Genomic DNA, 24,343 nt, shown 5'->3' on the forward strand with positions numbered 1-24,343 from the left:
CCCGGCTCCCCCCCGCCCGGCCGGGCCGGGCGGCGCGGGGGGGGGGGGCCGGGGCCCCCCGGCCGGGGGGGGGGGGGGGGCTCGGGGGGGGCCTCGCGCCGGGAGGGGCGGGGCTTGCGTGCGGCCTCGCGCCGGGCGTCCCTCCGGGCGCGGCGGGGGGCGTCGGTCTCGTCGGCCGGGGCCGCCGTCCCGTACGGCGCGTCCGGTGCGGAGCCGGCGGGCGCGGGCACGGCGTAGGGGCCCAGCGCCTCGGCGGGCGTACCGCACCCGGCGCAGGCCAGGGCTCCGTTGAGATGGCGTCGGCACGGGTGGCAGTAATCCATGGCGCCCGCAGATTAGGCGGGCGCGGAACAGCCGGGGAAGCCGCCCAGGTGAGGATTGTGTGAGGAAGCCCGGATTCCGGTGACGGCCGGTCCGATACGCCTGACACGCGGGAGGATGGGCCACATGAGCACTCCCGCCCCCTTCGGCCCGCTCCAGTTCCAGCTCGTCCTGCTGCGCCGGATGGCCGATTTCCAGCCGGACCTGGTCGAGGAGGCCCGGCACGAACTGAGCGCCTCCCTCGCCGACATGCGGGAGGCCAACCGCCGCTGGCAGGCCATGGTGCGGGCGCCCCGGGGACGCGGATCGCTGCGGCGCTACCGCTCGGTCCTCGGCGAACCGGAGCTGATCCTGCCGCGCCGGGTCGGGGACCTGGAGTGCGAGGCGCTTCTGTGGCCGGTGCCGCTCTGGCCCGACCTGCGGTTCGAGGTGATGGCCGGGCCCGGCGGCGCCGTCTGGAACGAGTGGCTGGTCCGGGCCCCGGGCGCGGCGGGCCCGGAGCTCACCTCCGTTACGGATCTGCTCCCCTGGTCGTGCACCGTGGACGAGGCGGCCCGCGCCTTTCCGCCGGCCCGGCCGATGGAGGGCAGCGCCCCGACCCGGTGGGCGCTGGCCGTCACCGACCCCACGTCCGGCCGTGAGCGGGTGGCCGAGTTCACCTGGGGCCTGTTCCAACGGCTGCTGCAGGACGTGTGAGCTGAGAGCCCGTCAGCTCCTCCTCCCCTTCCGGCGCATCTCAACGCGCGCGACGGGCCGGACAGCGCGACCATGCAAGGAGAGACCGGCCGCCAGCCGGTGCCCCCTTTCATCCGCGCGCTCGGGAGAATCGCCGTGACCGTCAGCCTTGAGCAGTTGCAGCGTTGCCATGTCGCCGTCGACCTCGGGGCCGCGAGGACCCGGGTTTACGTGAAGGGGCTCGGGCTCGTCGTCGACGAACCGAGCGTCGCCGCCGTCAACACCCGTACCGGCTCCCTCATCGCCGTCGGCGCCCTCGCCGAGCAGATGACCGGCCGCACCCCCGAGTACATCCGGGTGGCCCGCCCGGTCTCCGGCGGGACCGTCGTCGACATCGAGATGGCCCAGCGGATGCTGCGTCATCTGCTGGGCGACAAGCTCCGCCGCCAGTTGCGCCGCAAGCCCCGGCTGCGTGCCGCCGCCTGCACCCCGCACGAGGCCGATCCGCTGGCACAGCGCGCGACGGTGGAGACCCTCGTCGGGCTCGGCGCCCGCCGGGTCGAGCTGGTGGACACCCTGATCGCGGCCGCCGTGGGCTGCGGGCTGCCGGTCGAGCAGCCGACCGCCACCATGATCATGGCGTGCGGGGCCGCCACCACCCAGATCGCGGTGCTCTCGCTCGGCTCGATCGTCACCGCCGTCCGGATCCCGGTGGGCGGCAACGCGATCGACGAGGCGATCATCCAGCACCTGCGCCAGCACCACGAGCTGCTGCTGCCGAGCCAGTCGGTGCGCCCGCTCCAGCTGGCGCTGCACGGCAACGGCCTCCAGCTCACCGGCCCCGCCCTCACCGACATCCACGGCCGCGACGTGGCGACCGGCCTGGCCCGCACGGTGCAGGTCGACACCGCCGCCGTACGGCAGGCCATCAACACCCCGCTCACCGCGGTGCTGGACGGGGTCGGCAAGGTGCTCCGCGACTGCCCGCCGGACCTGGTGGCCGACCTCGCGGACCGCGGGATCATGATGGTGGGCGGCACGGCGCTGCTCCCGGGCCTGGACCAGATGCTGCGGGACGCGACGGGGATGCCGGTGCACATCGCGGAGCGGCCCGACGTCTGCTCGGTGCTCGGCCTGGGCGCGATGCTGGACGGCAAGATCCAGCCGATGGTCCTGAACCCGCTGGCGGGGTGAGCGCGTCGGCGCGGATGAAGGAGCCTGTGGAGTCCGGCCCGGCCGCGTCCGAGCCCGCCGAGTCCGGTCCGGGCGTCGGGCGGCTGCCGATGCTCCTGGAGGCGGTCCTCAACGTCGGCAGCGACCTGGAGCTGGGCTCCACCCTCCAGCAGATCGTGGAGACCGCCGCCGCCCTCACCGGGGCGCGCCACGGTGCGCTCGGGGTGCTGGACCCGGACCGGGACCGGATCGAGGCGCTGTACACCGCCGGGATGACGGAGGCGGAGCGGCAGCACCTCGACCTCTTCCCGGAGCTCTTTCCGGAGCTCTTTCCGGACCTGCTCCCGGACCTCCTTCCGGACGGCTCCGTCGAAGGGCCGACCGCGTTGACCCGGCCCGGTCCCCCGGCGGACCGCCCGCCGGTGCGGAACTCCCTCCGGGCGCCGATCGTGGTGCACACCGAGGTCTTCGGCCACCTCTGCCTCGGCGGAAAGCGGCCGGGGCCGTTCACCGACACGGACGTGGCCCTGCTGCGGGTCCTGGCCGCCCAGGCGGGCATCGCGATCGGCAACGCCCGGCTGTACGGGACGGCCCGGCAGCGCGAGCGCTGGATCGCGGGCGCGGCGGCCGTCACCACGGCCCTGCTGACCGGCACCGATGCGGCCGACGCGCTGATGACGGTGGCCGAGCAGGCCCGGGTGCTGGCGGGCGCGTCGGCGGGGGTGATCCTCCAGCCGACGGAGGAGGGCGGCATGGAGATCGTCACCGCCTCCACGACCGACGATCCCGCGGGCATCGTCGGCACGGTGATCGAGCCCGGTTCCGCGGTGCTGGTGCAGTTGCTCGGCGGCGAACCGGTCTTCATCGACGACTCGGCCACCGATCCCCGGATGACCACCGGCGTACGCTCCCGCTTCGGGCCCAGCATGATGCTGCCGCTGCAGAGCGGCGGGCGGCTCATCGGCACCCTCGCTCTGCCCCGGAAGCGCGGCGAGCGCCCGTACACGGACGTGGACCGGCTGCTGGCCACCCAGTTCGCCTCGCAAGCGGCCCTGGCCCTGGTGCTGGCGGACGCGCAGGCCGACCGGGAGCAGCTCGCGGTGTACGAGGACCGCGACCGGATCGCCCGTGACCTGCACGATCTGGTGGTCCAGCGGCTCTTCGCCACCGAGATGATGCTGGAATCGACCCGGCGACGCGCCACGTCGGAGGAGGAGAGCGGGGTGCTGCTGGGGCGGGCCGTGGACGAGCTGGACTCGACCATCCAGGAGGTCCGCACCGCCATCTTCGCCCTCCAGCAGCCGCCCGCCGCGGCCCCGAGCACCTTCCGGGGCCGGGTGCTGCGGGAGACCGGGGGCGCGGCGGCCCTGCTGGGCTTCCCGCCGTCGGTGCAGTTCACCGGGGCGGTGGACGCGCTGGTGGGCGAGGAGCCGGGCCGGGAGCTGCTGGCCGCCCTGCGCGAGGCGCTGGCCGCCGCGCACCGCAGGGCCGGGGTGTCGGCCCACGAGGTGGAGGTGGACGCCACGGTCCGGCTGCCGGACGGACGCAGCGGGGTGCGGCTGGTGGTCGCCGACGACGGGCGCGGTGAGGACGGCGGCCGGCCGACGACGGTCACCTGGCAGGCCCCGATCTGATCCCGGGCCCGCCCCCGCCCGCTCTCAGTGCTTCGGGGCCGCCCGCAGCGCGATCCGGGTGTTGGAGTGGGCGATGCCCGCCTCCCGTTTCAGCCGGCGCAGCAGGGTGTCCAGCGCCGCGGGGTCGGCCGCGGTGGCCCGCAGGAGGTAGTCGTGGCCGCCGGTCACGTGCACCACCTCCGTGATCCCGGGCAGCATCAGCACCGAGCGTTCGAACTCCTCGTTCGTCGTGTCGAGGCGCAGCGTCACATCGATGAAGACGACCAGGCCCGAACGGGTGTCGGCGGCCGGGTCGACGATGACGGTGAAGCCCCGGATGACCCCGTCGCGGCGCATCCGGCGGACCCGGTCGCCCGCCGCGTTGGCGCTGAGCCCCACGCGTACGCCCAGATCCCGGTACGAGATCCGGGCGTCCTCCTGGAGAATGCCGAGGATTTCCCTGTCCAGCCGATCCATACGGCGATTGTCCCAGCTTGTGACGATATTGGCTGAGGAAGCCCGGGGACGGACCGTAGTCGCCCGGTCGGCGCAGCCCGACGGGCCGTGCGATGTCCCGCGCCCTTGACTTGCTGGTGTGGACACCTCTGTCAAGCAGTCCCCCGAGCCGCCCGCACCGGCGGCAGCGGCGCCGTCCCCGGCCGCGTACCGCAATCTCGTCCTGGCGACGGTCGGCTTCGCGCTGACCTTCTGGGCGTGGAATCTGATCGCGCCGATGTCCGGGGACTACAAGGACCGGCTGGGGCTCAGCTCGTTCCAGCAGTCGTTCCTGGTGGCCGTGCCGGTGCTGGTCGGGTCGCTCGGCCGGATCCCGGTGGGGGCGCTGACGGACAAGTACGGCGCGAAGCTGATGTTCCCGCTGGTCTCGGCGCTGACGATCGTGCCCGTACTGCTGCTGATCCCGGCGAAGAACTCGTACGGCGCGATGCTCGCGGTCGGGTTTCTGCTCGGGCTCGGCGGGACGACGTTCGCGATCGGCGTTCCGCTGGTCAACGCGTGGTTCCCACCGCACAAACGGGGCTTCGCGCTGGGTGTGTTCGGCATGGGCATGGGCGGGGTGGCGCTGTCGGGGTACTTCACCCCGCGGATCGCCAAGCACGGCGACAATCTGCCGTTCCTGGTGGTCGCGGGGGCGCTGGTGGTGTTCGCGCTGGTGGCCGCCGTGCTGGTGACCGACCACCCCGGCCGGAAGATCCCCACGGACACCCTGGCGCACCGGCTCGGCGAGGCCGGGAAGCTGCGGGTGACCTGGGAGCTGTCGGCGCTGTACGCGATCGGCTTCGGCGGCATCGTGGCGTTCGGGGTCTATCTGCCGACGTATCTGAAGACCTGGTACGAGATGTCGCCGACCGAGGCGGGCACCAAGGCGGCCGGGTTCGCCCTGGTCACGGTGGTCTTCCGGCCGGTCGGCGGCTGGCTCTCGGACCGGATCCACCCGGCGATGGTGACGTCGGTGGCGCTGCTCCTGGCCGCGCTGATGGCGATCGTGCAGGCCTTCGAGCCGCCGCTGAACCCGGTCGGCACGATCGCGCTGCTGGCCATGGCGGCCGGGCTCGGCACCGCCAGCGGCAGTGTGTTCGCCCTGGTCTCGCAGGTGACGCCGCAGCCGAAGGTGGGCAGTGTGACGGGCATCGTCGGGGCGATGGGCGGGCTCGGCGGGTTCGTGCCGCCGCTGGTGATGGGCGCGATCTACAGCGCCAAGGACTCCTACGCGATCGGCTTCATGCTGCTGTCCGATCTGGCGCTGGCGGGGTGTGTGTACGCGTACGGGCGGATGCGGACCGTCCAGCGCGACGAGTGAGCCCCACCTGGGTGTGAGAACGGCCGCGTTCCCCCCGGCACGCGCCCGTTCGTGTACGAGCTACCGGCGCTGCCGGAGCAGTTGTTCGAACCGGTCGGCCCAGTACGCGGTCCGGTCCAGGTAGGCCGTCTCGGCGGCCTCGCCGGTCGTGCCGTAGGCCCCCTCGAAGGTCTCGTAACCGTGGCCCGGGGGCGGGGTGGAGGAGGCGGGTTCGATGGAGCTGCCCTCGTGCCACTCGTTGAACGAGGTGACGGAGACCCACGTGGGGTCGCCGCCGATGGCCGGGTCGAGGGCGTTGTTCCACTCCAGGTCGTACGAGGCGCCGCCCTCGCGGCCGAGGGTGGGGGTGGTGTTGCCGGGGACGGCCCGGTCGTCGATGAAGCCGGGGGCGACCGAGGGGGCCCAGACGAGACCGTTGGCCTTGGCGTAGTCGCCCGCGTTCTTCCAGCCGGGGGCGGTGGCGCCGGCGATGCCGTCGTAGGTGTAGATCCCGCCGAAGTGGTCGACCTTGGAGGTGTCGGTGGTCTGGGCGAGGACGATGGCGGTGTCCTTGACGGCGTCGAGGGCCGACCAGTCCTGGATCTTCAGGCTCTCGAAGATGTAGTAGGCGTTGCGGTCGCCGTTGGCCGCGTCCCGGTAGAACGCGGGGTGGTCGCCGAACTTCCCTTCCAGATAGGCGATGTCGTCGACGACGGACGCGGCGGTGCGGCCGCCGTACGGTTCGATGTGCCAGGCGACCTCGATGCCGTGGCGGGCGGCGGCGTCCATCACGTCACCGGCGAGGCCGTCCTCGTAACCCCCTTGTCCCCACCAGCTGTAGACGATGACGCCCGCGCCGGACCGCTTCACCCACTCCATGTGCTGGTCGACCGCCCCGGCGATGTCCCCGGAGTCGTACGGGCCGAGCTTCGGGTAGAGGTCGGCGCCGATGGCATCGGGCGGGGTGTGGCCGCCCTGCTGCCAGTGCCGCCAGTCGCCTGCCGGGCCCTCGGGGGTGCCGTACCACGGGTAGTAGAAGAGGTGGACGTTGGACGAGCCCTCGTCCTCGGTGGCCGGGGCGCGGGTGAGGGTGAAGCGGTCGACGTCGAAGAGCGCGCCCGCTCCCCCGGTGAAGCCCAGGAACAGCGGGCCCGTCCCGGCGCTCAGGGTGGTGGTGACCTCGGTGAAGGTCTCCCAGCCGCCGGTCGGGACGACGTCCGCCGAACCGAGGAGCGGGCCGGTGGCCGAGCCGGAGCGGACCTCGATCGTGCCGCCCGCGCCGGCCGAGGAGACGGTCGCGGTGAAGGCGGTGGCCCCGGCGGTGTCGAGGGAGGAGTAGCCCGCCCAGTCGCCGTCGTCGATGTAGCCGAGGGTGGCTCCGCCGCTCGCCGAACCATGGGCGGCGCTCTGGACGCCGGAGGAGGAGGTGTACGCCTCCGCCTCCGCGCTGTCGCCGCCCGGGTCCGGGCCACCCGGGTCACCGGCGGAGCAGTCCGCCTCGACGGCTCCGGCCGCGTACTGGACCCCGCCTAGCAGGAGTTGACGGAAGTCCGGGTCGGCGAAGGACTCGATGGTGTGGCCGAGCCCGGTGTAGAAGGAGCGCCCCTCCTGCTGTTCGTGGCACCACGTGATGGGGTGGTCGCCGCCCATCTCGCCGCCGCTGTAGCTGGATTCGTCCAGGGACTGGAGGACGTGGACGCTGTCGCGGGGGTTGGAGCGGTAGTTGTACCACTCGTCGGTCCGCGTCCAGGTGTCGTCCAGGTGGGCGGTCGCCGGGTGGACGTGGTCCTCGGTGGTGAGGCGGGCCTCCTGGATCGCGGGGTGGCTCTGGAACCACGCCCCGACCAGGTCCTCGTACTCCGGCCAGTCGTATTCGGTGTCGGCCGCCGCGTGTACGCCGACGAAGCCGCCGCCCCCGTCGACGTACCCCTTCAGGGCGCTCTGCTGGGTGTCGTTCAGGACGTCGCCGGTGGTGGAGAGGAAGACGACGGCCTCGTAGTCGGCGAGGTTCGCCGGGGTGAAGGCGGTCGCGTCCTCGGTCGCAGTGACGGTGAAGTCGTTGGCGGCACCCAGTTGTTCGAGGGCGGTGATGCCCGCCGGGATGGAGTCGTGGCGGAATCCGGCGGTCTTGGAGAAGACCAGGACCTGGTACGGGTCGGCGGCTGCCGCGCTCTGGACGCCGGGGCTCAGGAAGGCGGCCCCGAGGGCGAGAGCGACGGCGCAGGCGAGGCGGCGACGGATACGGGTACGAGGACGGGTACGGGTTCGTCTCATCGGTCGTTCACCTGTGCTCCCTGGGTGCTGAAGGTGAAGGCGTCCAGGTCGAAGAGGCTGCCCTGGCCCGTCGGGCCCTTGAAGACGAAGAACAACTCCGTTGACCCGGAAGGGGCGTTGTTCACGTCCGCCGTGACGTCCACATAGTTCTCCCAGCCGCCGGTCGGGGCGACGGTGAGCGTGGAGAGCAGCGTGCCGGTGGCGGAGCCGGCCCGTACCTCCAGGGTGCCGCCCGCGCCGCCCGAGGCGACCCGGGCCGTGATGGAGGTGGCGTTGGACAGGACGTACGGCTCGAAGGAGACCCAGTCGCCGTCGTCGGTGTAGCCCACGCTCGCGCCGCCCTCGGCCGGGCCGTGCGGGGCGACCTCGATGCCGTTCTGGGCGGCGAAGTGCTCGCCCTGGCGGTGGCGGGGCTGGAGGATCGAGTCGCTGTGCGTGGTGAGCCCGCCCGCGTCGGTGTACTCGGCGTCGAAGACCCCGTAGATGTTGGCGGCACTGTCGTGCTCCCCGTCGACGGGGACGTCGATGGTGCCGGAGCAGCCGTTCTTCGAGGTGATCTGGTGGCGGTGGCTGTCGTGGCCGAGGAGGTAGGTGACCTTCACCTTGGAGCAGTCGACCGTGCCGTCCTCGGGGTCGCTGACGCTCACGGTGAAGGGGACGGAGTCGCCGAAGGAGAAGAGGCTGCCGTCGGCCGGGGTGGTGAGGGTGACCGTGGGTGCGGTGTTGCCCACCGTCACGACCAGGCTCGCGGTGCCGGTGAGACCTTCGGGGTCGGTGACGGTCAACGTCGGGTTGAAGGTCCCGGCGGTGGTGTAGGTGTGGCTGGGGTTGGCGTCGGTGGAGGTGGCTCCGTCGCCGAAGTCCCAGGCGTAGCTGAGGTTTCCGCCCTCGGGGTCGGCGCTGCCCGCCGAGGAGAAGGAGACGGCGAGCGGGGTGGGTCCGGAGGTCGTGTCTGCGGCGGCCTTGGCGACCGGGGAGCGGTTGCTGCCCGCGAGGTACTCGACGCGGTAGAGCGCCTGGTTGTTCGCGCCGGTGCCGTAGTCGAGGACGTAGAGCGCACCGTCAGGTCCGAAGGCGGAGTCCATCACCTGGGTGCCGGTCCACGGGAAGGTGTCGATGGTCCCGGGTGATCCGTCGGCCTTGACCTCGACCGGCTTGATCCACTTGCGGCCGTACTCGGTGGCGAAGAAGCGGCCGTCGAGGGAGGCGGGGAACTTCACGGCGGAGTCGAGGTCCGCGTCGAAGTTGTACACGGGCCCGGCCATCGGGGACTCGGAGCCGCCGCCGAACTCCGGCGGGGAGCCCGCGTCACCGGCGTACCGGATCCAGGCGGGCTGGGCGGGCGGCAGGGTGGCGAGGCCGGTGTTGCGGAAGGAGTCGTTGGCGGGGCCGGAGGCGCAGTCGTACTTCGCGCCGGACGGGCCGCTGGGGAAGGTGTACTCGCCGTACGTCTCGGTGGGCGTGTTGGTGCCCGTGCAGTAGGGCCAGCCGAAGTTGCCGGGCTCGGTGACCCGGTTGAACTCGACCTGGCCGCTGGGGCCCCGGTTCGGGTCGGTGGTTCCGGCGTCGGGGCCGTAGTCGCCGATGTAGACGGCTCCGGTCGACTTGTCGACGGACATCCGGAAGGGGTTGCGGAAGCCCATCGCGTAGATCTCGGGGCGGGTGTTCGCGGTGCCGGGGGCGAAGAGGTTGCCCGCCGGGACGGTGTAGCCGCCATCGGCCGTGGGCTTGATGCGGAGCAGCTTGCCGCGCAGGTCGTTGGTGTTGCCGGAGGAGCGCTGGGCGTCGAACTGCGGGTTGCGGTCGGTGCGTTCGTCGATGGGCGCATAGCCGGCCGACTCGAAGGGGTTGGTGTCGTCGCCGGTGGTGAGGTAGAGGTTCCCGGCCGCGTCGAAGTCGATGTCACCGCCGACGTGGCAGCACTGGCCCCGGTCGCTCTCGACCTCCAGGACGACCTTCTCGCCGGCCGTGTCGAGCGTGCCGTCGGCCTTGAGGACGAAGCGGGAGAGGTTGAGGTGGCCCTTCCACGGTGCGAAGTCGGCGGCCGAGCCGGTGGTGGGGGCGTCGCCGGGCGGGGTGTCCAGGAGCGGCGAGTAGTAGAGGTAGACGTAGCGGTTCGTCGAGAAACCCGGGTCGACGGCGATGCCCTGGAGCCCCTCTTCGTCGTGGGTGTAGACGTCGAGCTTGCCCGCCGTCTTCGTGGAGCCGGCGGCGTCGGTGAGCCGCACCGTGCCGTCGCGGGCGGTGTGCAGCACGGACCGGTCGGGCAGCACGGCGAGCGACATGGCCTCGCCCAGTTCGGCCGCTCCGAGGGCGAGTTGGACCTGCTGGTAGTCGGCGGCGGGGATGTCGGCCGCGATACGCGGGGCGCGCGCCTCGGGGTCGGCGGCGAGGGCCGGTCCTGCGGCGGGGACGGCGAGCGTGGCCGCGAGGAGTGCGGCGAGGGCGGTGGCGTATCTGGACCACCGCGGGGGTGCGGGTGACATGGTCGGGTGGTTCCTTCCTGACGGTACGTGGGGTCTGTCAGGCAAGGCGCTGTCGCGCTTTGCGACGTGCAGGGGGGAGCCTCGGACGCTCGGGTGCGGGCGGGATTTTCCCTGGAGAGAGCGCTCCAACTCGCTTACTGGGCAAGCTTTTTGCATGCTGGCAACGCAAAATTAATTTGTCAATGCCGTGTCGAAATTGCGGTTCGATGCTCCGTGCAGCCATGTGGCGGACGGGGTCGGCCCTCCGAAAGCCCGACCTGGGGTGACGCTGCCCTCATCGGTCTCCGGGTCCGAGCGAGGCCGCCGCCGACGCCCTAGGCTTCCCGGCGTGACCGATCTTCTTCCCGCGCTCCAGTCCCCCGCCGGCCCGGCGGCCTCCCGGGAGGCCGTCCGCTTCGGTGACCTCTCCCTGACCTACGGCGAGCTGGCCGCCGCCTCCATCGCTCTCGCCGCCCGGATCGCGGACGCGGGCCGGGTCGCCGTCCGGGCCACCGCGACGCCGGAGACGGTGATCGCGGTGGTGGCGGCGCTGCGGGCCGGAGTGCCGGCCGTGCCGCTCAACCCGCGTACCGGAGAGCGGGAGCTGGCGCACATCCTGGCCGACAGCGAGCCCACGGCCGTGCTGGCCGGCCCGGAGGACACACTGCCGCCCGCACTGGAGAAGCTGCGGCGCGTGACGGTGGACGCGCGGGCGGGCGCGACCGATGAGGTGGGCGAGGCGCGCCCCGCCGTCCACGACGTCGGCGAGACCGGCCCCGAGGCCCCCGCCCTGATCGTCTACACCTCCGGCACCACCGGCCCGCCCAAGGGGGCCGTCCTGCCCCGCCGGGCCGTCGCCGCGTCCCTGGACGCGCTGGAGGACGCCTGGGGGTGGACCGGCGACGACGTCCTGGTCCACGCACTGCCGCTGTTCCATGTCCACGGGCTGATCCTGGGCGTCCTCGGCCCGCTGCGGCGCGGCGGCTCCGTACGCCACCTGGGGAAGTTCTCGGTCGAGGGCGTGGCCCGTGAGCTGGGGTCCGGGGGCACGATGCTGTTCGGCGTACCGACGATGTACCACCGGCTGGCGGAGGTGCTGGACGGACCGGCGGGTACCGCCGAACGGGACGCGCTGGCGGCTTCGTTGAGCGGGGCACGGCTGCTGGTCTCCGGCTCGGCGGCGCTGCCCGTGCACGACCACGAGCGCATCGCGGCGGCGACCGGGCGGCGGGTCATCGAGCGGTACGGCATGACGGAGACCCTGATGAACACGGGGATCCGGGCGGACGGCGTCCCGCGCCCCGGCACGGTGGGCCCGCCGCTCGCCGGCGTGGAGCTGCGCCTCGCGGAGGACGACGGCGCGGTGCTCGACGAGCCCGGGGCGATCGGCGAGATCCAGGTACGCGGCCCGAACCTGTTCACCGGCTACCTCAACCGGCCCGACGCCACCGCCGCCGCGCACACGGCGGACGGCTGGTTCCGCACGGGCGACGTCGGCACGGTGGACGCGGACGGATACGTCACCATCGTCGGGCGCAAGGCCACCGACCTGATCAAGAGCGGCGGCTACAAGATCGGCGCGGGCGAGATCGAGAACGTCCTGCTCGCGCACCCCGGGGTCCGGGAAGTGGCCGTGACCGGCGAGGAGGATCCGGACCTCGGCGAACGGGTCGTGGCCTGGGTCGTCGCCTCGGACCCCGACTCTCCGCCCTCCCCCGAAGAGTTGGCGGACCGGGTCTCGGCCGAACTCGCCCCGCACAAGCGCCCGCGCACCGTGCGCTATCTGGACGCCCTGCCCCGCAACGACCTGGGCAAGATCATGAAGAGGTCGCTCCGTGCCTGAGGAGACCCCCGCCCGGGCGACGGCCCGCGAGATGATCGCCCTGCTCACCGGCGCGGCGGGCTTCACCGAGCACCGGCCGCCGCCGAGCCCCCTGCCGCCGGACGGACCGCTCGGCTGGGCGGGGTACGACGCGGCCCGGGAACGTGCCTCGACGCGGACCGGCGAGGAAGAGTCCGTGGTGTACGGCACCGGGGTCGTCGGCGACCGCGCATGCGTGCTGCTCTCCTTCGAGTTCGGCTTCCTGGGCGGCTCGTTGGGCCGGCAGACGGGAGACCGGCTGGCGGCCGCGTACGAGCTGGCCCGCACCCGCCGCCTTCCGCTGCTCGCGCTCGTCGCCACGGGCGGCAGCCGGATGCAGGAGGGCATGGTCGCGCTCACCCAGCTCCAGCGGGTGGCCGCCGCCTCCACCCGGCTGCGCGCGGCCGGGCTCCCGCAGATCGCCGTGGTCCGCGACCCGACGACCGGCGGCGGCTGGGCCACGGTGGGGGCGGGCGCGGACGTGGTGCTGGCGCTGCCGGGCGCGCAGGTGGGCTTCGCCGGTTCCCGGGTACGGCCGCCGGATGCCGACCCGTACGCGTACAGCGCCGAGGGGCAGTTGGCGGCGGGCCAGGTGGACGCGGTCGTCCCGCACGAGGAGCTGGCCGCCACGCTGACGCACTGGCTGACCGCGCTCGGCCCGCACGAGGATCTGCCCGCCGCGCCGGTGCCGCGCGCGCTGTCGGCCGCCGGAGCCGAGTCGGCGGCCCCGCTTCCGGAGACCGGCCGGGAGGCGGTGGCGCGGGCCCGGGATCCGCGGCGGCCGCGCGCCGAGGCGTACCTGGCCGACTACCTCGCCGTACGGCTCCCCCTCCGCGGGGACCGCTCCGGTGGCACGGACCCGGGGCTGCTGTGCGGCTTCGGGCTGCGCCCGGACGGCGGGCCGGTGGCGTACGTCGCGCAGTGCGGGACCGCGACCCGCCCGGCCGGATACCGTACGGCGGCCCGGACGATCCGGCTCGCGGACCGGCTCGGCGTCCCGGTCCTCACCCTCGTCGACACCCCGGGCGCGGCCAACGACGCCGAGGCGGAGCGGGCCGGGGCGGGCGCGGCCATCGCGGACACCTTCGCGGCGATCGCGGCGGCCCACGTCCCGGTGACGACGCTGGTGATCGGCGAGGGCGGCTCGGGCGGGGCGCTGGCGCTCGCGGCCCCGGGCAACACCCATGTCACCGTGGACAGTTACTTCTCGGTCATCGCACCCGAACTGGCCGCCGCGATCCTCAAGCGGCCGCCCTCGGAGACCGGGGCCACCGCCGACCAGCTGCGGCTGCGCCCGCAGGACCTCGTGGACCTGGGCTTCGCCCGCTCGATCGTCGGGTGAACCGGAGGCGCGTGGTCACGGCCGCGGGTCACGGCTGCGGGTCGCGGGCGTCGTAGCGGGCGAAGGCGCGCCACTTCAGCGCGAGCAGGGCCACGCCCGTCACGCACAGGACGCCGCCGCCGGTGACGGCGACGGCGGGCGAGGCGAGGTCGGCGACGGAACCGGCCAGGAAGTCGCCGAGGCGGGGGCCGCCCGCCACGACGACGATGAAGACGCCCTGGAGCCGACCGCGCATCTCGTCGGGCACGGCCGCCTGGAGCATGGTGTTGCGGAAGACCATGGAGACGGTGTCGGCGCAGCCGGCGAGGGCCAGGAAGACCAGCCCCAGCCAGAGGTTGCGGGTGAGTCCGAAGACCGCGATCGCGGTGCCCCAGGAGCCGACGGCCAGCAGGATCGCCAGACCGTGCCGCCGGATCCGGCCGAGCCAGCCGGAGAACACCCCGCCGAGCAGGGCGCCCAGGGCCGGGGCGGCGACGAGCATGCCGGTGGTCCGCGCGTCGCCCCCGTACCAGAGGACGGCGACGACCGGGAAGAGGGCGCGGGGGTGGGCGAGGACCATCGCGCACAGGTCGGTGAAGAAGGTCATCCGCAGGTTGGGCCGGGTGCCGAGGAACCGCAGCCCGTCCAGGACGGAGGCCCGCTTGCCCGCCTCGCCGGCCTTCCGGTCGGGCAGCATCGACGGCATCCGCCACATCGCGTACAGGGAGGCGGTGAAGCAGACGGCGTCCACGGTGTACGCGGCGCGGTAGCCCCACCAGCCGACGATCAGGCCGCCGAGCATCGGCCCGACGAGCGTGCCCGTCGTGCTGGTCATGGTGGTCAACGCGTTGGCGGCGGGCAGTTGTTCGGCCGGGAGGAGCCGGGCGATCATCGAGGAGCGGGCCGGTGCGTTGAGGGCGAAGCAGACGGCCTGGAGGGCGACGACCGTGTACAGCAGCCCGACCTGCTCGATACCGGCGACGGTCGCCGCCACCAGGGCGAGGGAGAGCACGAAGGACCCGGTGGCGCTGAAGAGTCCGAGCTTGCGCCGGTCGACGGTGTCGGCGACGGCCCCGCCGTAGAGCCCGAAGACGACGAGCGGCACCAGCGAGCAGAACCCGATGAGCCCCACGGAGAACGCGGACCCGGTGATGTCGTAGACCTGGAGCGAGACCGCCAACGCCGTCATGCCCTGGCCGATCCAGGAGACGGTGTTCCCGAACCAGAGCCGCCGGTAGTCGGGCGAGGTCCGCAGGGGTGTGAGGTCGGCGAGTATATGGGTGCGTCGTGCACGCGGTTCGGCTGATTCGGTCACAGGGGATGGTAGCCGCGCCCGCCGCGCGACCGTCTGCCGCCTGTGTGCGGCCTCGGGGCGGGCGGCGGCATCGGGGCGCGCGGAGGCCCCGGGGCACGTAGAGGCTCGTGGGGGTCACAGGGGAGCGCGGCCCCCGGGGAGGACGGTGGGCGAAGATGGGGTGCCCCGTCCTCGGCCCGCAAGGAGTGACTCTCGATGCGAACCTCCGGTTCCGGCTCGCGTCCACCGACGATCGCCGATGTCGCGCGGCTCGCCGAGGTTTCGCGTACGACGGTCTCCCACGCCCTCAACGGGATCGGCAAGGTCGATCCGCGGACCAGGGAACGCATCAAGCAGGTCGCCGCCGAGCTCGGATACCGGCCCAATCTGCGGGCCCAGCGGCTGCGCCGGGGAGAGGCGAAGGCCATCGCGCTCGCCTCGTCGATGCCGTTCGCGGTGGCCGGGGGGCCGTCGCGGCTCGGGTTCTACATGGAGATCGCCGCGGCCGCCGCGGAGAGCGCGTTGCTGCACGGCTACGCGCTGGTGCTCGTACCGCCCGTGCAGTCGGGGTCCGCGCTGTACTCCGTCGACATCGACGGGGCCATCGTCGTCGAGCCGGACGTGGACGACGCCGCCGCGGCGCAGTTGAGGGAGCGGGGCCTGCCGTACGTGGCGCTCGGGCGGCCGGTGTCGCCGGACGACACGTCGCCGTACGTCGACCTGCGCGGCGGCCCGGTCGCGGAACTGCTGTTCGCGCATCTGCGCGAGCAGGGCGCACGGCGGCCCGCGCTGATCGTCGGCTCCGGGTCACGCCACTCGTCGGTCGACGCGCTCGCCGCGTACGAGCGGGTCGCCGAGCGGTACGGCTGGGAGCCCGTCGTGGCGAGCGCACCGGAGACGGGCGGCGAGCAGGCCGGGTACGAGAGCTGTGCCGCCCTGCTGGCCGAGCATCCCGGGACCGACGCGGTCTGCGCGCTGGTGGACGCGTTCGCGGTGGGCGCGGTGCGGGCGATCCGGGACAGCGGGCGGTCCGTACCGGGCGACGTCATGGTCGTCACCCGGTACGACGGGCTGCGGGCGCGCACCTGCGAGCCGCCGCTGACCGCCGTGGACCTTCATCTGGACCGTGCGGCGGCCGCCGCGGTGGAACTGCTGCTCGGCCGGCTGCGCGGCGAGGGCGCCGGCGCCGAGGTGGCGACGGCGCCCTCGCCGCAGGTCGTTGCGCGTGCCTCGTCGCTCCGGATCACAGCCCGAGCATGAGCACCAGGCCGGAGACCAGGGCGAAGACGAGCACGCACAGGCGCATGCGGCGCGCGTCCAGCCGGTGGTGCACCAGCCGGCTCAGCCACGCGCCCGCGGCGATCACCGGCAGCAGCGCCACCGCGAGACCCAGGTGTCCGGGCTCACCCTCACCGGTCCCGAACAGCAGGCCCAGCGAGGCCACTTCGCCGACGAGGAAGCAGGAGGCGACGGTCGAGCGCAGTTCGGCCGGCGGCCGGTGCTGGTAGACGAGCGCGAGCGGGGGGCCGCCGACGCCGGTCGCGGTCTCCGTCAGTCCGGTCACCACGCCCGCCCCGAGATACGCCGCCCGGCCGGGGGTGAAGGCGGGGGCGACCAGGCTCACGACCGCCGCCAGTACGGTCGCGATGCCGACGAACAGGCCGATGCTGCGGTCCGGGATCAGCCAGAGCAGCGCGAGCCCGGCGGGGGTGGCGGCCAGCCGGGCCCCGGTGATCCAGCCCGCGCCGCGCAGGTCGATCGAGGCCCGTTCGCGCCAGGCGACGTACAGGTTGAGCGGGATCATGGCCGCCAGGACGAACACCGGGAGCAGACCGGGGTCGAGCATCCCGGCCACGGGCGCGACGATCAGGGCGAAGCCCAGGCCGCTGCTGCCCTGGACGAACGCGGCGACGGCCACCGTGACGGCGAGGACCACGAGTGCTTCCGTACTCACTGTGCGGTGCTCCCCCGCCGTGCCGCCGTGGACGTGGGGTGTACGCGGGTGATGGGGGCTCTTTCGACGGCGGCCCGGGCCCGTTCTGCCGCGTGCCGCACGAAGGCGGGGCCGTCCCAGTCGGTGGGGGCGCCCTGCCACAGGCGCAGGCGCCCGGCGACGAACACGGCGGTGATCTGGTCGCGGTTGCCTCGGCGTACCAGCTCCCACGGCACGTCCCAGGAGAGCGCGAGTTCGGGGGTGGTGAGGTCGACGAGGAGGAAGTCGGCGGCCAGCCCCTCGGCGACCCTGCCGGTGCGCGCACCGAGGCCGACCGCGTCGGCGCCGCCGGCGGTGGCGTGTTCGAGCCAGGTCCAGCCGGCGCCGCACGACGAGTCCCCGGTGGCGAGCCCGTAGGCGATCCGCTGGGCGAACTCGGCCGCGTCCGCCAGCCGGAACCCGTCACCGCGGGTGCCGTCCGTGCCGAGCCCGAAGCGGATGCCGCGCTCGGCCATGGCGGTGGCCGGGGCGACGGCGTTGCCCTTCCAGGCGCTGGCGACCGGGTTGTAGCTGACGGCGGTCCCGGTGTCGGCGAGCAGGGTCAGTTCGCGGGGGGTGAGCAACGTGGCGTGCGCGGCGAGCAGTTGAGGGCCGAGCGCGCCGATCCTGTGGAGGTGTTCGAGCGGGCGCAGTCCGTGACGTACGAGGGAGCGCTCGACCCCCGCCAGGTGCTCGTTGACGTGGATCTGCACGATCGCCCCGGCCTCCGCGGCGAGACGGGCGGTGCGCCGCAGGGTCGCCGAGGTGGCCGCTTCGGGGATCGAGACGGCGAGGGAGGGGTGGATCAGCGGATCGCCGCCGTAGCGGGCGAGGTGCTTCTCGGCGTTCTCCAGGACGGCGGTGGTGGTCGTGGAGCCCTCGGCGGCGGTGCTCGCGGAGTTCTCGGCGGCGGGTGCGGCAGCGGGGTCGGCTGCGGATTCGGCGGTCGCGGTCGTGGCGTCGCCGGTGACGTCGTTGCAGACGAGGCCGAGTACGCAGCGGATTCCGGCGTCACGGGCGGCCGACGCGACGACGTCGACGTCCACATCGGCGCGCGTACCGGCGTCGGTGACGGTGGTGAAGCCGCCGCGCAGGGCCTCCAACGCCGCCAGTTTGGCCGCGACATAGGCCGATTCCTCGTCCAGTGCTCCTTCCAGCGGAACCCAGACCCTGCGGAAGATCTCCGAGGGCTCACCGAAGGCGAGCGCGGAGCCGAAGCTCTGGGTCAGATGGTGGTGGGCGTCGACGAAGCCGGGCATCAGGAGATGGCCGGGCAGCGTGACCGCGTCGAGCTGCGGGTGCGTACGCGTCAGCTCCTCGGCAGGCCCGACGGCCCGGAAGGAGCCGTCGGCGACGACGACCGCGTATCCGTCGACGGCCCCTTCCGGCAGCAGCACGGCATCGGGTACGAGGAGGAGCGGGCCCGAGGAGTCGAGGAGGTCGCGGGTGAGCTGGTTCATCGGTCGCTTTCCGTACGTGAGGTGGTCAGCCGGGCGGCGATGCGCGGCCTGACGTGGTGGAACAGGATGTTGAGCACGGCGGCGACGAACGCGCCCACGGCGACGCCGCTTTCGAGGAGGATGCGGACGTTCGGCGGGAAGCCCGCGTACACGCCGGGGATGAGGATCGGCAGCAGGCCCAGCGCCAGGGCGACGGCGCAGATGAACGTGGCGGTGTGCCGGTCGAGGTCGGAACGGCCGAGCATCTGCACGCCCAGCACGGTGATCACCGCGAAGACGACCATGGCCGTGCCGCCGACCACGGCGGACGGGACGACGCTGATCGCGCGGGTCACCGGCGCGAGGAACCCGATGACGATGAGGACCACACCGGCGGCGGCCGTGACGTACCGGCTGCGGACGCCGGTGACCCGGACGATCCCGATGTTCTCGCCGCTGGTCACCATCAGCGGCAGTCCGAAGAACCCGCCGAAGAGGGAGGTCAGCGCATCGCCGCGGACGGTCTTGGGGACGTCGGTGCGGGTGTCGATCTCCTTGCCGACGGCCTCGGCGTTGATCACCGTCTGGCCGGTGGCCTCCGCCATGGAGGCGAGGCTGTAGAGCATCAGCGGCAGCGCGGCGATCAGGCTGAACTGGGGTGAGCCGAACGGCATCAGCTCCGGCACGCTGAACAGACCGCCCTCGGCGGCACGGCCGAGGTCGATGCTGCCGAGGAAACCGGCCAGCACGGTGCCGGCCACCAGCCCGAGCATGACGGCGAGTTGCCGCAGGATGCCGGTGAACAGCAGATAGAAGACGACGGTGAAGCCGATCGTCGCCATGCCGAGCGCGAGGTTCGTCGGATCCGCGAAACCGGGCTCGCCGGGCCGGCCGGTGACGAGGACCGCGCCGACCTTCACCAGGTTGACCCCGACGATGACGATCATGGTGCCGATGACCAGGGCCGGGAAGAACCTGAGCAGCCGCGAGAAGACCGGCAGGACGACGAAGTAGAAGCCCGCGGTGAGGATGACGGCGCCGGTGGCGGTGCGCAGACCGTGCTGCTCGGCGATGGCGATGAACAGGATGAGCGGCGCGCCGCCGGGCAGCATGACGAACGGCAGCCGGGGGCCGAACTTCCACGGCCCCAGCGACTGGATCAGCGACCCGACGCCGGAGAGCACGAACGCCGCGGAGAGCAGATTGATGGTCAGGCCGGCGTCCAGCCGGAGGGTGGCGCTCATCAGGAAGATCGCCGAGATGGGGGTGGCGGCCATGACGAGGACGTGCTGGATCCCGAAGAGGACGATCCGCCCGAGGGGGCGCGACTCGTCGACGGGGTGCACGGCTGGGGTGCCGTGCGGGGCGTGGCGTGCGGTGCCGTGCTCGGTGGCGTGCTCGGCTTCGCGCTCGGTGCCGTACGCGGCGCCTTGCTCGGCGTCGTGCGGGACCGGCTTCGGCGTCGGTGGTGGTTGGTGTTCGGCTCCGGGTGCCGACTGGCGATGACTGGACACGTCGGTACTCCCATTCGGGCGTGAGGAACGCTCGGACATCAGCCGCGATCCAGCCCCGAACGGAGGGCCAAAGCGAGGTGGCCAAATCGATTTGGCCGTCAGTATGGGGAGGCTCCGCGAGCATCGTCAAGAGCTGTGAACTCGGAGCGCCGGGCCCTCGCCGACCGAACGGCAGCCGTGCGGCGGCAGGGGCGCGAAAGACGACGGGGCGACGGCGGTCGTGGAAACAGCTCTCACGGGCCTCGGCACAAGCAGCCCTCACGGGCCTCGGCACCGGGCGGCCCCTTGACCTCCCTGGGGGCAGCAACTAATTTGCCGTAGACGCCGACCCACAGCCCTCGAAAGGAGGCGACCAGCCGATGTTCACCTACTCCGACCTCGGTCGCCTCGCCGAGTGCACCGCCTGGGTTCCGGGGCGTATCGCGCACGGCTGCTGAACGCGCCCCTCCGCCCGTGCCCTTCCGCGGCACCTTCGGCTACCTCGTTCTCCCCTTTTCCCTTCACCTTTTCGCGGTGCCCGCTGTCGCGCGCCGTTTCGCGCCCGCCCGCTCCTCCTCCGTGGGTGCGTACGAATCCAGAGAGCTGTCCGACATTGACGAAGACGATGAACCGACCGACCGCGCACCGGAACGGGGGCCTGTCGTGACGGCGCCGCGCATCACGGTCAACGGGACCGAAACACCGATCTCACCGGCCGCGCCCCACACCACGGTGCTGGACTTCCTGCGCGAGCGTGGCCTCACCGGAACCAAGGAGGGCTGCGCCGAGGGCGAGTGCGGCGCGTGCGCCGTCCTGGTCGCCCGACCCGGGGCGAACGAGCCCACCGACTGGGTGGCGGTCAACGCCTGCCTGCTGCCGGCCGCGGCGCTCGACGGACAGGAAGTGGTCACCTCCGAGGGGCTCGCCACCGCCGGCGCGGCCGGCTCACCGGGCACGCTGCACCCGGTGCAGGAGGAGATGGCGGTCCGGGGCGGCTCCCAATGCGGTTACTGCACACCGGGGTTCGTCTGCAGCATGGCCGCCGAGTTCTACCGGCCCGACCGCTGCGCGCACGCGGACCCGGCCGAGGGCACCGACCCGGCCGAGAGCGCCGACCCGGAGCACGGACCGAACGGCTTCGATCTGCACGCGCTGAGCGGAAACCTGTGCCGCTGCACCGGATACCGCCCCATCCGCGACGCCGCGTTCGCCGTTGGCGCGCCCGCCGACGAGGACCCGCTCGCGCAGCGTCGTGAGCAGTCCCCGCCCGTTCCGGTCGCCACCGAGTACGTCCGGGACGGCAGCGCGTTCCTGCGGAGGAACACCCTGGGCGAGACCTTGCGGTTGCTGCGCGAGCGGCCCGACGCGGTGGTGGTCGCCGGTTCGACCGACTGGGGCGTGGAGGTGAACATCCGCGCCCGCCGGGCGGATTGCGTGATCGCCGTCGACCGGCTGGACGAACTGCGGGAGCTGCGCGTCGGATCCGACTCCGTCGAGATCGGGGCGGCGCTGACGCTCACCGAGATCGAACGCCGCCTCGACGGCCAAGTCCCGCTGCTGGCACAGCTGTTCCCGCAGTTCGCGTCGCGGCTCATCCGCAACGGTGCGACGCTCGGGGGCAATCTGGGGACCGGTTCCCCCATCGGCGACAGCCCGCCGGTCCTGCTCGCCCTGGAGGCGTCGGTGGTGCTCGCCGACGCCGACGGTGAACGCACGGTGCCCCTCGCGGACTACTTCACCGGTTACCGGCAGAGCGTGCGCCGTCCCGGCGAGCTGATCCGCGCGGTACGCGTCCCGCTGCCGCTGTCGCCGGTCGTGGCCTTCCACAAGATCGCCAAGCGGCGCTTCGACGACATCTCCAGCGTGGCGGTCGCCTTCGCGCTCGATGTCGAGGACGGGATCGTCCGGAAGGCCCGTATCGGACTGGGCGGTGTGGCCGCCACCCCGATCCGTGCCCTCTCCACCGAGGAGGCCCTGGAGGGCAGGGCGTGGACGGCGGAGACCGTCGACGCCGCGGCGCGGGTACTGCGGGCGGAGGGCACGCCGCTGAACGACCAGCGTGCCAGCGCCGCGTACCGCTCCGCGATGCTGGGCCAGAGCCTGCTGAAGCTGTACGCGCAGACCACCGAGGCGGTTTCGTCATGAGCCATCTGTCCCAGCGTCCCGAGAAGCCGGCCGTCGGCGTGTCGATGCCGCACGAGAGTGCTGTCCAGCACGTCACCGGCGCCGCGCTCTACACCGACGACCTGGTCCACCGCACCAGGGACGTACTGCACGCCTACCCGGTCCAGGTCATGAAGGCCCACGGCAGGATCACCCGGCTGCACACCGGGCCCGCGCTCGCGGTGCCCGGTGTGGTCCGCGTACTGACCGGCGCCGACGTGCCCGGCGTCAACGACGCCGGCATGAAGCACGACGAACCGCTCTTCCCCGACACGGTCATGTTCCACGGTCACGCGGTCGCCTGGGTGCTCGGCGAAACACTGGAGGCAGCCCGGCTCGGGGCGGCGGCCGTCGAGGTGGACCTCGACGAACAGCCCTCCCTCATCGCCCTCGGGGACGCGATCGCGGCCGGGAGCTTCCACGGCGCCCGGCCCGTGATGCTCACCGGCGATGTCGACGCCGGCTTCGCCGACTCCGCGCATGTGTTCTCGGGCGAGTTCCAGTTCTCCGACCAGGAGCACTTCTATCTGGAGACGCACGCGGCACTGGCCCTGGTCGACGAGAACGGGCAGATGTTCGTCCAGAGCAGTACCCAACACCCGTCCGAGACGCAGGAGATCGTCGCGCACGTGCTCGGCCTGCACAGTCACGAGGTGACTGTGCAGTGTCTGCGGATGGGGGGCGGCTTCGGCGGCAAGGAGATGCAGCCGCACGGCTTCGCGGCCGTCGCCGCGCTCGGCGCCCGGCTGACCGGCCGGCCGGTCCGGGTCCGGCTCAACCGCACCCAGGACCTGACCATGTCCGGCAAGCGCCACGGGTTCCACGCGGAGTGGAGGATCGGCTTCGACACCGAAGGCCGTATCCAGGCTCTGGAGGCCACCCTGACCGCGGACGGCGGCTGGAGCCTGGACCTGTCCGAACCGGTGGTCGCCCGCGCGCTGTGCCACATCGACAACACGTACTGGATCCCCAACGCACGTGTCGCGGGCCGGATCGCCAAGACCAACAAGGTCTCCAACACCGCCTTCCGCGGCTTCGGCGGACCGCAGGGCATGCTGGTGATCGAGGACATCATGGGCCGGTGCGCACCGCTGCTCGGCCTGGACCCGATGGAGCTGCGGGAGCGCAACTTCTACCGTCCGGGCCAGGGCCAGACGACGCCGTACGGTCAGCCGGTCACGCACCCCGAACGCATCTCGACCGTCTGGCAGCAGGTGCGCGCGGACGGCCGCCTGGCCGAACGGCGGCGCGAGATAGCGGCGTTCAACGCCGCGCACCCGGACACCAAGCGCGGGCTGGCGATCACCGGGGTCAAGTTCGGCATCTCGTTCAACCTCACCGCCTTCAACCAGGGCGGCGCGCTGGTGCTGGTCTACAAGGACGGCTCGGTCCTGATCAACCACGGCGGCACGGAGATGGGCCAGGGCCTGCACACCAAGATGCTGCAGGTCGCCGCGACGACGCTGGGCATCCCGCTGCACAAGGTGCGCCTCGCCCCGACGCGTACCGACAAGGTGCCCAACACCTCCGCCACCGCGGCCAGTGCGGGGGCGGACCTCAACGGCGCGGCGGTGAAGAACGCCTGCGAGCAGATCCGCGAGCGGCTGCTCCAGGTGGCCGGCGGGCGGCTGGGGGCGAACGCCTCGGACGTACGCATCGTCGAGGGCGTCGCGCGTGCCCTGGGCAGCGAGACGGAGCTGGCCTGGGACGAACTGGTGCGCACCGCGTACTTCCAGCGCGTACAGCTGTCGGCGTCGGGCTTCTACCGGACCGAGGGTCTGCACTGGGACGCGAAGGCCTTCCAGGGCTCACCGTTCAAGTACTTCTCCTACGGAGCCGCCGCGGCCGAGGTGGAGGTGGACGGCTTCACCGGCGCGTACCGCATCCGGCGGGTGGACATCGTGCACGATGTCGGCGACAGCCTCTCCCCGATGATCGACATCGGTCAGGTCGAGGGCGGTTTCGTGCAGGGCGCGGGCTGGCTGACGCTGGAGGACATGCGCTGGGACACCGGTGACGGGCCGGGCCGCGGCCGGCTGCTGACCCAGGCGGCGAGTACGTACAAGCTGCCCAGCTTCTCGGAGATGCCGCAGGAGTTCCACGTCCGGCTGCTGGAGAACGCCACCGAGGAAGGCGCCGTCTACGGGTCCAAGGCCGTGGGCGAGCCTCCGCTGATGCTGGCGTTCTCGGTACGGGAGGCGCTGCGACAGGCCGCCGCGGCGTTCGGGCCCGCCGGAGTGAGCGTGGAACTCGCCTCGCCCGCCACCCCGGAAGCGGTGTACTGGGCGATCGAGGCGAGCCGTCGGGCCGCCGCTTCCCCCGACGGTCACCGTGGCGACGGGCCCACCACCGGTCACGATGGCGACGGGTCGACCGCCGGGACCGGGTCCACGGCCGAGGCCGGTTCCACGACCGGGGCCGGGCCCTCCACCGGGGCCGGACCGCGAGCCGAGGCGGAAGCGCTGAGCAGCAGTGCCTGAC

At 72.9% G+C, this 24,343-nt stretch carries 17 protein-coding genes; 9 read left to right on the forward strand and 8 right to left on the reverse strand.

The annotated features are described in order from the left end of the window. Nucleotides 1–323, reverse strand: a 323-nt coding sequence (locus JS521_RS37655) for an SCO2400 family protein (RefSeq protein ID WP_443732175.1), incomplete at its 3' end; no start/stop codon positions are given. Between the two features lie 124 nt (nt 324–447). Between JS521_RS37655 and JS521_RS08575 the strand changes: the two genes are divergently transcribed. The 3 genes from JS521_RS08575 to JS521_RS08585 all read left to right on the forward strand — a co-directional run bounded on the left by JS521_RS08575 (nt 448) and on the right by JS521_RS08585 (nt 3,803). Continuing rightward, complete coding sequence (locus tag JS521_RS08575) at nt 448–1,017, forward strand: hypothetical protein (RefSeq protein WP_205082128.1); 570 nt, start codon at nt 448–450, stop codon at nt 1,015–1,017. A gap of 135 nt (nt 1,018–1,152) precedes the next feature. Then, nucleotides 1,153–2,190 carry a rod shape-determining protein gene (locus JS521_RS08580; protein ID WP_205082129.1) on the forward strand — a complete coding sequence of 346 codons (1,038 nt, stop codon included), beginning with the start codon at nt 1,153–1,155 and terminating at the stop codon, nt 2,188–2,190. Nucleotides 2,191–2,279: 89 nt separating this feature from the next. Then, on the forward strand, nt 2,280–3,803 hold the full coding sequence (locus JS521_RS08585; protein WP_205082156.1) for a sensor histidine kinase: 1,524 nt from the start codon (nt 2,280–2,282) through the stop codon (nt 3,801–3,803). Nucleotides 3,804–3,827: 24 nt separating this feature from the next. Here JS521_RS08585 and JS521_RS08590 read toward each other — a convergent pair whose 3' ends face one another. Then, nucleotides 3,828–4,259, reverse strand: coding sequence for an Lrp/AsnC family transcriptional regulator (locus tag JS521_RS08590; protein WP_205082130.1), 432 nt, complete (start codon nt 4,257–4,259; stop codon nt 3,828–3,830). A 118-nt stretch (nt 4,260–4,377) separates the two neighbouring features. Here JS521_RS08590 and JS521_RS08595 point away from each other — a divergent pair, with 118 nt between their 5' ends. Beyond that, the gene (locus JS521_RS08595; protein ID WP_205082131.1) at nt 4,378–5,601 is read left to right on the forward strand and encodes a nitrate/nitrite transporter; all 1,224 of its coding nucleotides are present in this window, start codon (nt 4,378–4,380) and stop codon (nt 5,599–5,601) included. A 60-nt stretch (nt 5,602–5,661) separates the two neighbouring features. Here JS521_RS08595 and JS521_RS08600 read toward each other — a convergent pair whose 3' ends face one another. After that, nucleotides 5,662–7,854, reverse strand: coding sequence for a glycoside hydrolase family 99 protein (locus JS521_RS08600; protein WP_205082132.1), 2,193 nt, complete (start codon nt 7,852–7,854; stop codon nt 5,662–5,664). After that, nucleotides 7,851–10,340: a PQQ-dependent sugar dehydrogenase gene (locus JS521_RS08605; protein WP_205082133.1), complete on the reverse strand. Its 2,490-nt coding sequence runs from the start codon at nt 10,338–10,340 to the stop codon at nt 7,851–7,853. The genes JS521_RS08600 and JS521_RS08605 overlap by 4 nt, the downstream gene beginning before the upstream one ends. A 328-nt stretch (nt 10,341–10,668) precedes the next feature. On the opposite strand from JS521_RS08605, the gene JS521_RS08610 reads away from it, so the two are divergent. Further along, complete coding sequence (locus JS521_RS08610) at nt 10,669–12,162, forward strand: acyl-CoA synthetase (protein ID WP_205082134.1); 1,494 nt, start codon at nt 10,669–10,671, stop codon at nt 12,160–12,162. Continuing rightward, nucleotides 12,155–13,522, forward strand: coding sequence for a carboxyl transferase domain-containing protein (locus JS521_RS08615; RefSeq protein WP_205082135.1), 1,368 nt, complete (start codon nt 12,155–12,157; stop codon nt 13,520–13,522). Before JS521_RS08610 ends, JS521_RS08615 begins: the two co-directional genes overlap by 8 nt. Before the next feature lie 28 nt (nt 13,523–13,550). On the opposite strand, the gene JS521_RS08620 is transcribed toward JS521_RS08615, so the two are convergent. Continuing rightward, complete coding sequence (locus JS521_RS08620) at nt 13,551–14,816, reverse strand: MFS transporter (RefSeq protein WP_205082136.1); 1,266 nt, start codon at nt 14,814–14,816, stop codon at nt 13,551–13,553. Nucleotides 14,817–15,011: 195 nt separating this feature from the next. Between JS521_RS08620 and JS521_RS08625 the strand changes: the two genes are divergently transcribed. Then, a complete protein-coding gene (locus JS521_RS08625) occupies nt 15,012–16,055 on the forward strand; it encodes a LacI family DNA-binding transcriptional regulator (protein ID WP_205082137.1) in 1,044 nt (347 codons plus the stop codon). On the opposite strand, the gene JS521_RS08630 is transcribed toward JS521_RS08625, so the two are convergent. The 3 genes from JS521_RS08630 to JS521_RS08640 are packed head-to-tail and all read right to left on the reverse strand — an operon-like array spanning nt 16,039 to nt 19,552. Next, nucleotides 16,039–16,749, reverse strand: a complete 711-nt coding sequence (locus JS521_RS08630; protein ID WP_205082138.1) for a sulfite exporter TauE/SafE family protein — start codon at nt 16,747–16,749, stop codon at nt 16,039–16,041. The genes JS521_RS08625 and JS521_RS08630 overlap by 17 nt on opposite strands. Further along, a complete protein-coding gene (locus JS521_RS08635; protein WP_205082139.1) occupies nt 16,746–18,227 on the reverse strand; it encodes an amidohydrolase family protein in 1,482 nt (493 codons plus the stop codon). Before JS521_RS08635 ends, JS521_RS08630 begins: the two co-directional genes overlap by 4 nt. After that, a complete protein-coding gene (locus tag JS521_RS08640) occupies nt 18,224–19,552 on the reverse strand; it encodes a uracil-xanthine permease family protein (RefSeq protein WP_205082157.1) in 1,329 nt (442 codons plus the stop codon). The genes JS521_RS08635 and JS521_RS08640 overlap by 4 nt, the downstream gene beginning before the upstream one ends. A gap of 810 nt (nt 19,553–20,362) precedes the next feature. Here JS521_RS08640 and JS521_RS08645 point away from each other — a divergent pair. Further along, the gene (locus tag JS521_RS08645) at nt 20,363–21,844 is read left to right on the forward strand and encodes a xanthine dehydrogenase small subunit (protein WP_205082140.1); all 1,482 of its coding nucleotides are present in this window, start codon (nt 20,363–20,365) and stop codon (nt 21,842–21,844) included. Beyond that, the gene (gene xdhB / locus JS521_RS08650; protein WP_205082141.1) at nt 21,841–24,342 is read left to right on the forward strand and encodes a xanthine dehydrogenase molybdopterin binding subunit; all 2,502 of its coding nucleotides are present in this window, start codon (nt 21,841–21,843) and stop codon (nt 24,340–24,342) included. Before JS521_RS08645 ends, xdhB begins: the two co-directional genes overlap by 4 nt. The last annotated feature ends 1 nt before the right edge of the window (nt 24,343 follow it).

Source organism: Streptomyces durocortorensis, from assembly GCF_016901035.1.
In the GTDB taxonomy this organism is placed as follows: domain Bacteria; phylum Actinomycetota; class Actinomycetes; order Streptomycetales; family Streptomycetaceae; genus Streptomyces; species Streptomyces durocortorensis.

Bases quoted from the DNA above. Each gene is read 5' to 3' on its own strand.
- JS521_RS08605 (WP_205082133.1), bottom strand. From the start codon at position 10,340: ATGTCACCCGCACCCCCGCGGTGGTCCAGATACGCCACCGCCCTCGCC.
- JS521_RS08575 (WP_205082128.1), top strand. From the start codon at position 448: ATGAGCACTCCCGCCCCCTTCGGCCCGCTCCAGTTCCAGCTCGTCCTG.
- JS521_RS08585 (WP_205082156.1), top strand. From the start codon at position 2,280: ATGCTCCTGGAGGCGGTCCTCAACGTCGGCAGCGACCTGGAGCTGGGC.
- JS521_RS08635 (WP_205082139.1), bottom strand. From the start codon at position 18,227: ATGAACCAGCTCACCCGCGACCTCCTCGACTCCTCGGGCCCGCTCCTC.
- xdhB (WP_205082141.1), top strand. From the start codon at position 21,841: ATGAGCCATCTGTCCCAGCGTCCCGAGAAGCCGGCCGTCGGCGTGTCG.
- JS521_RS08600 (WP_205082132.1), bottom strand. From the start codon at position 7,854: ATGAGACGAACCCGTACCCGTCCTCGTACCCGTATCCGTCGCCGCCTC.
- JS521_RS08625 (WP_205082137.1), top strand. From the start codon at position 15,012: ATGCGAACCTCCGGTTCCGGCTCGCGTCCACCGACGATCGCCGATGTC.
- JS521_RS08590 (WP_205082130.1), bottom strand. From the start codon at position 4,259: ATGGATCGGCTGGACAGGGAAATCCTCGGCATTCTCCAGGAGGACGCC.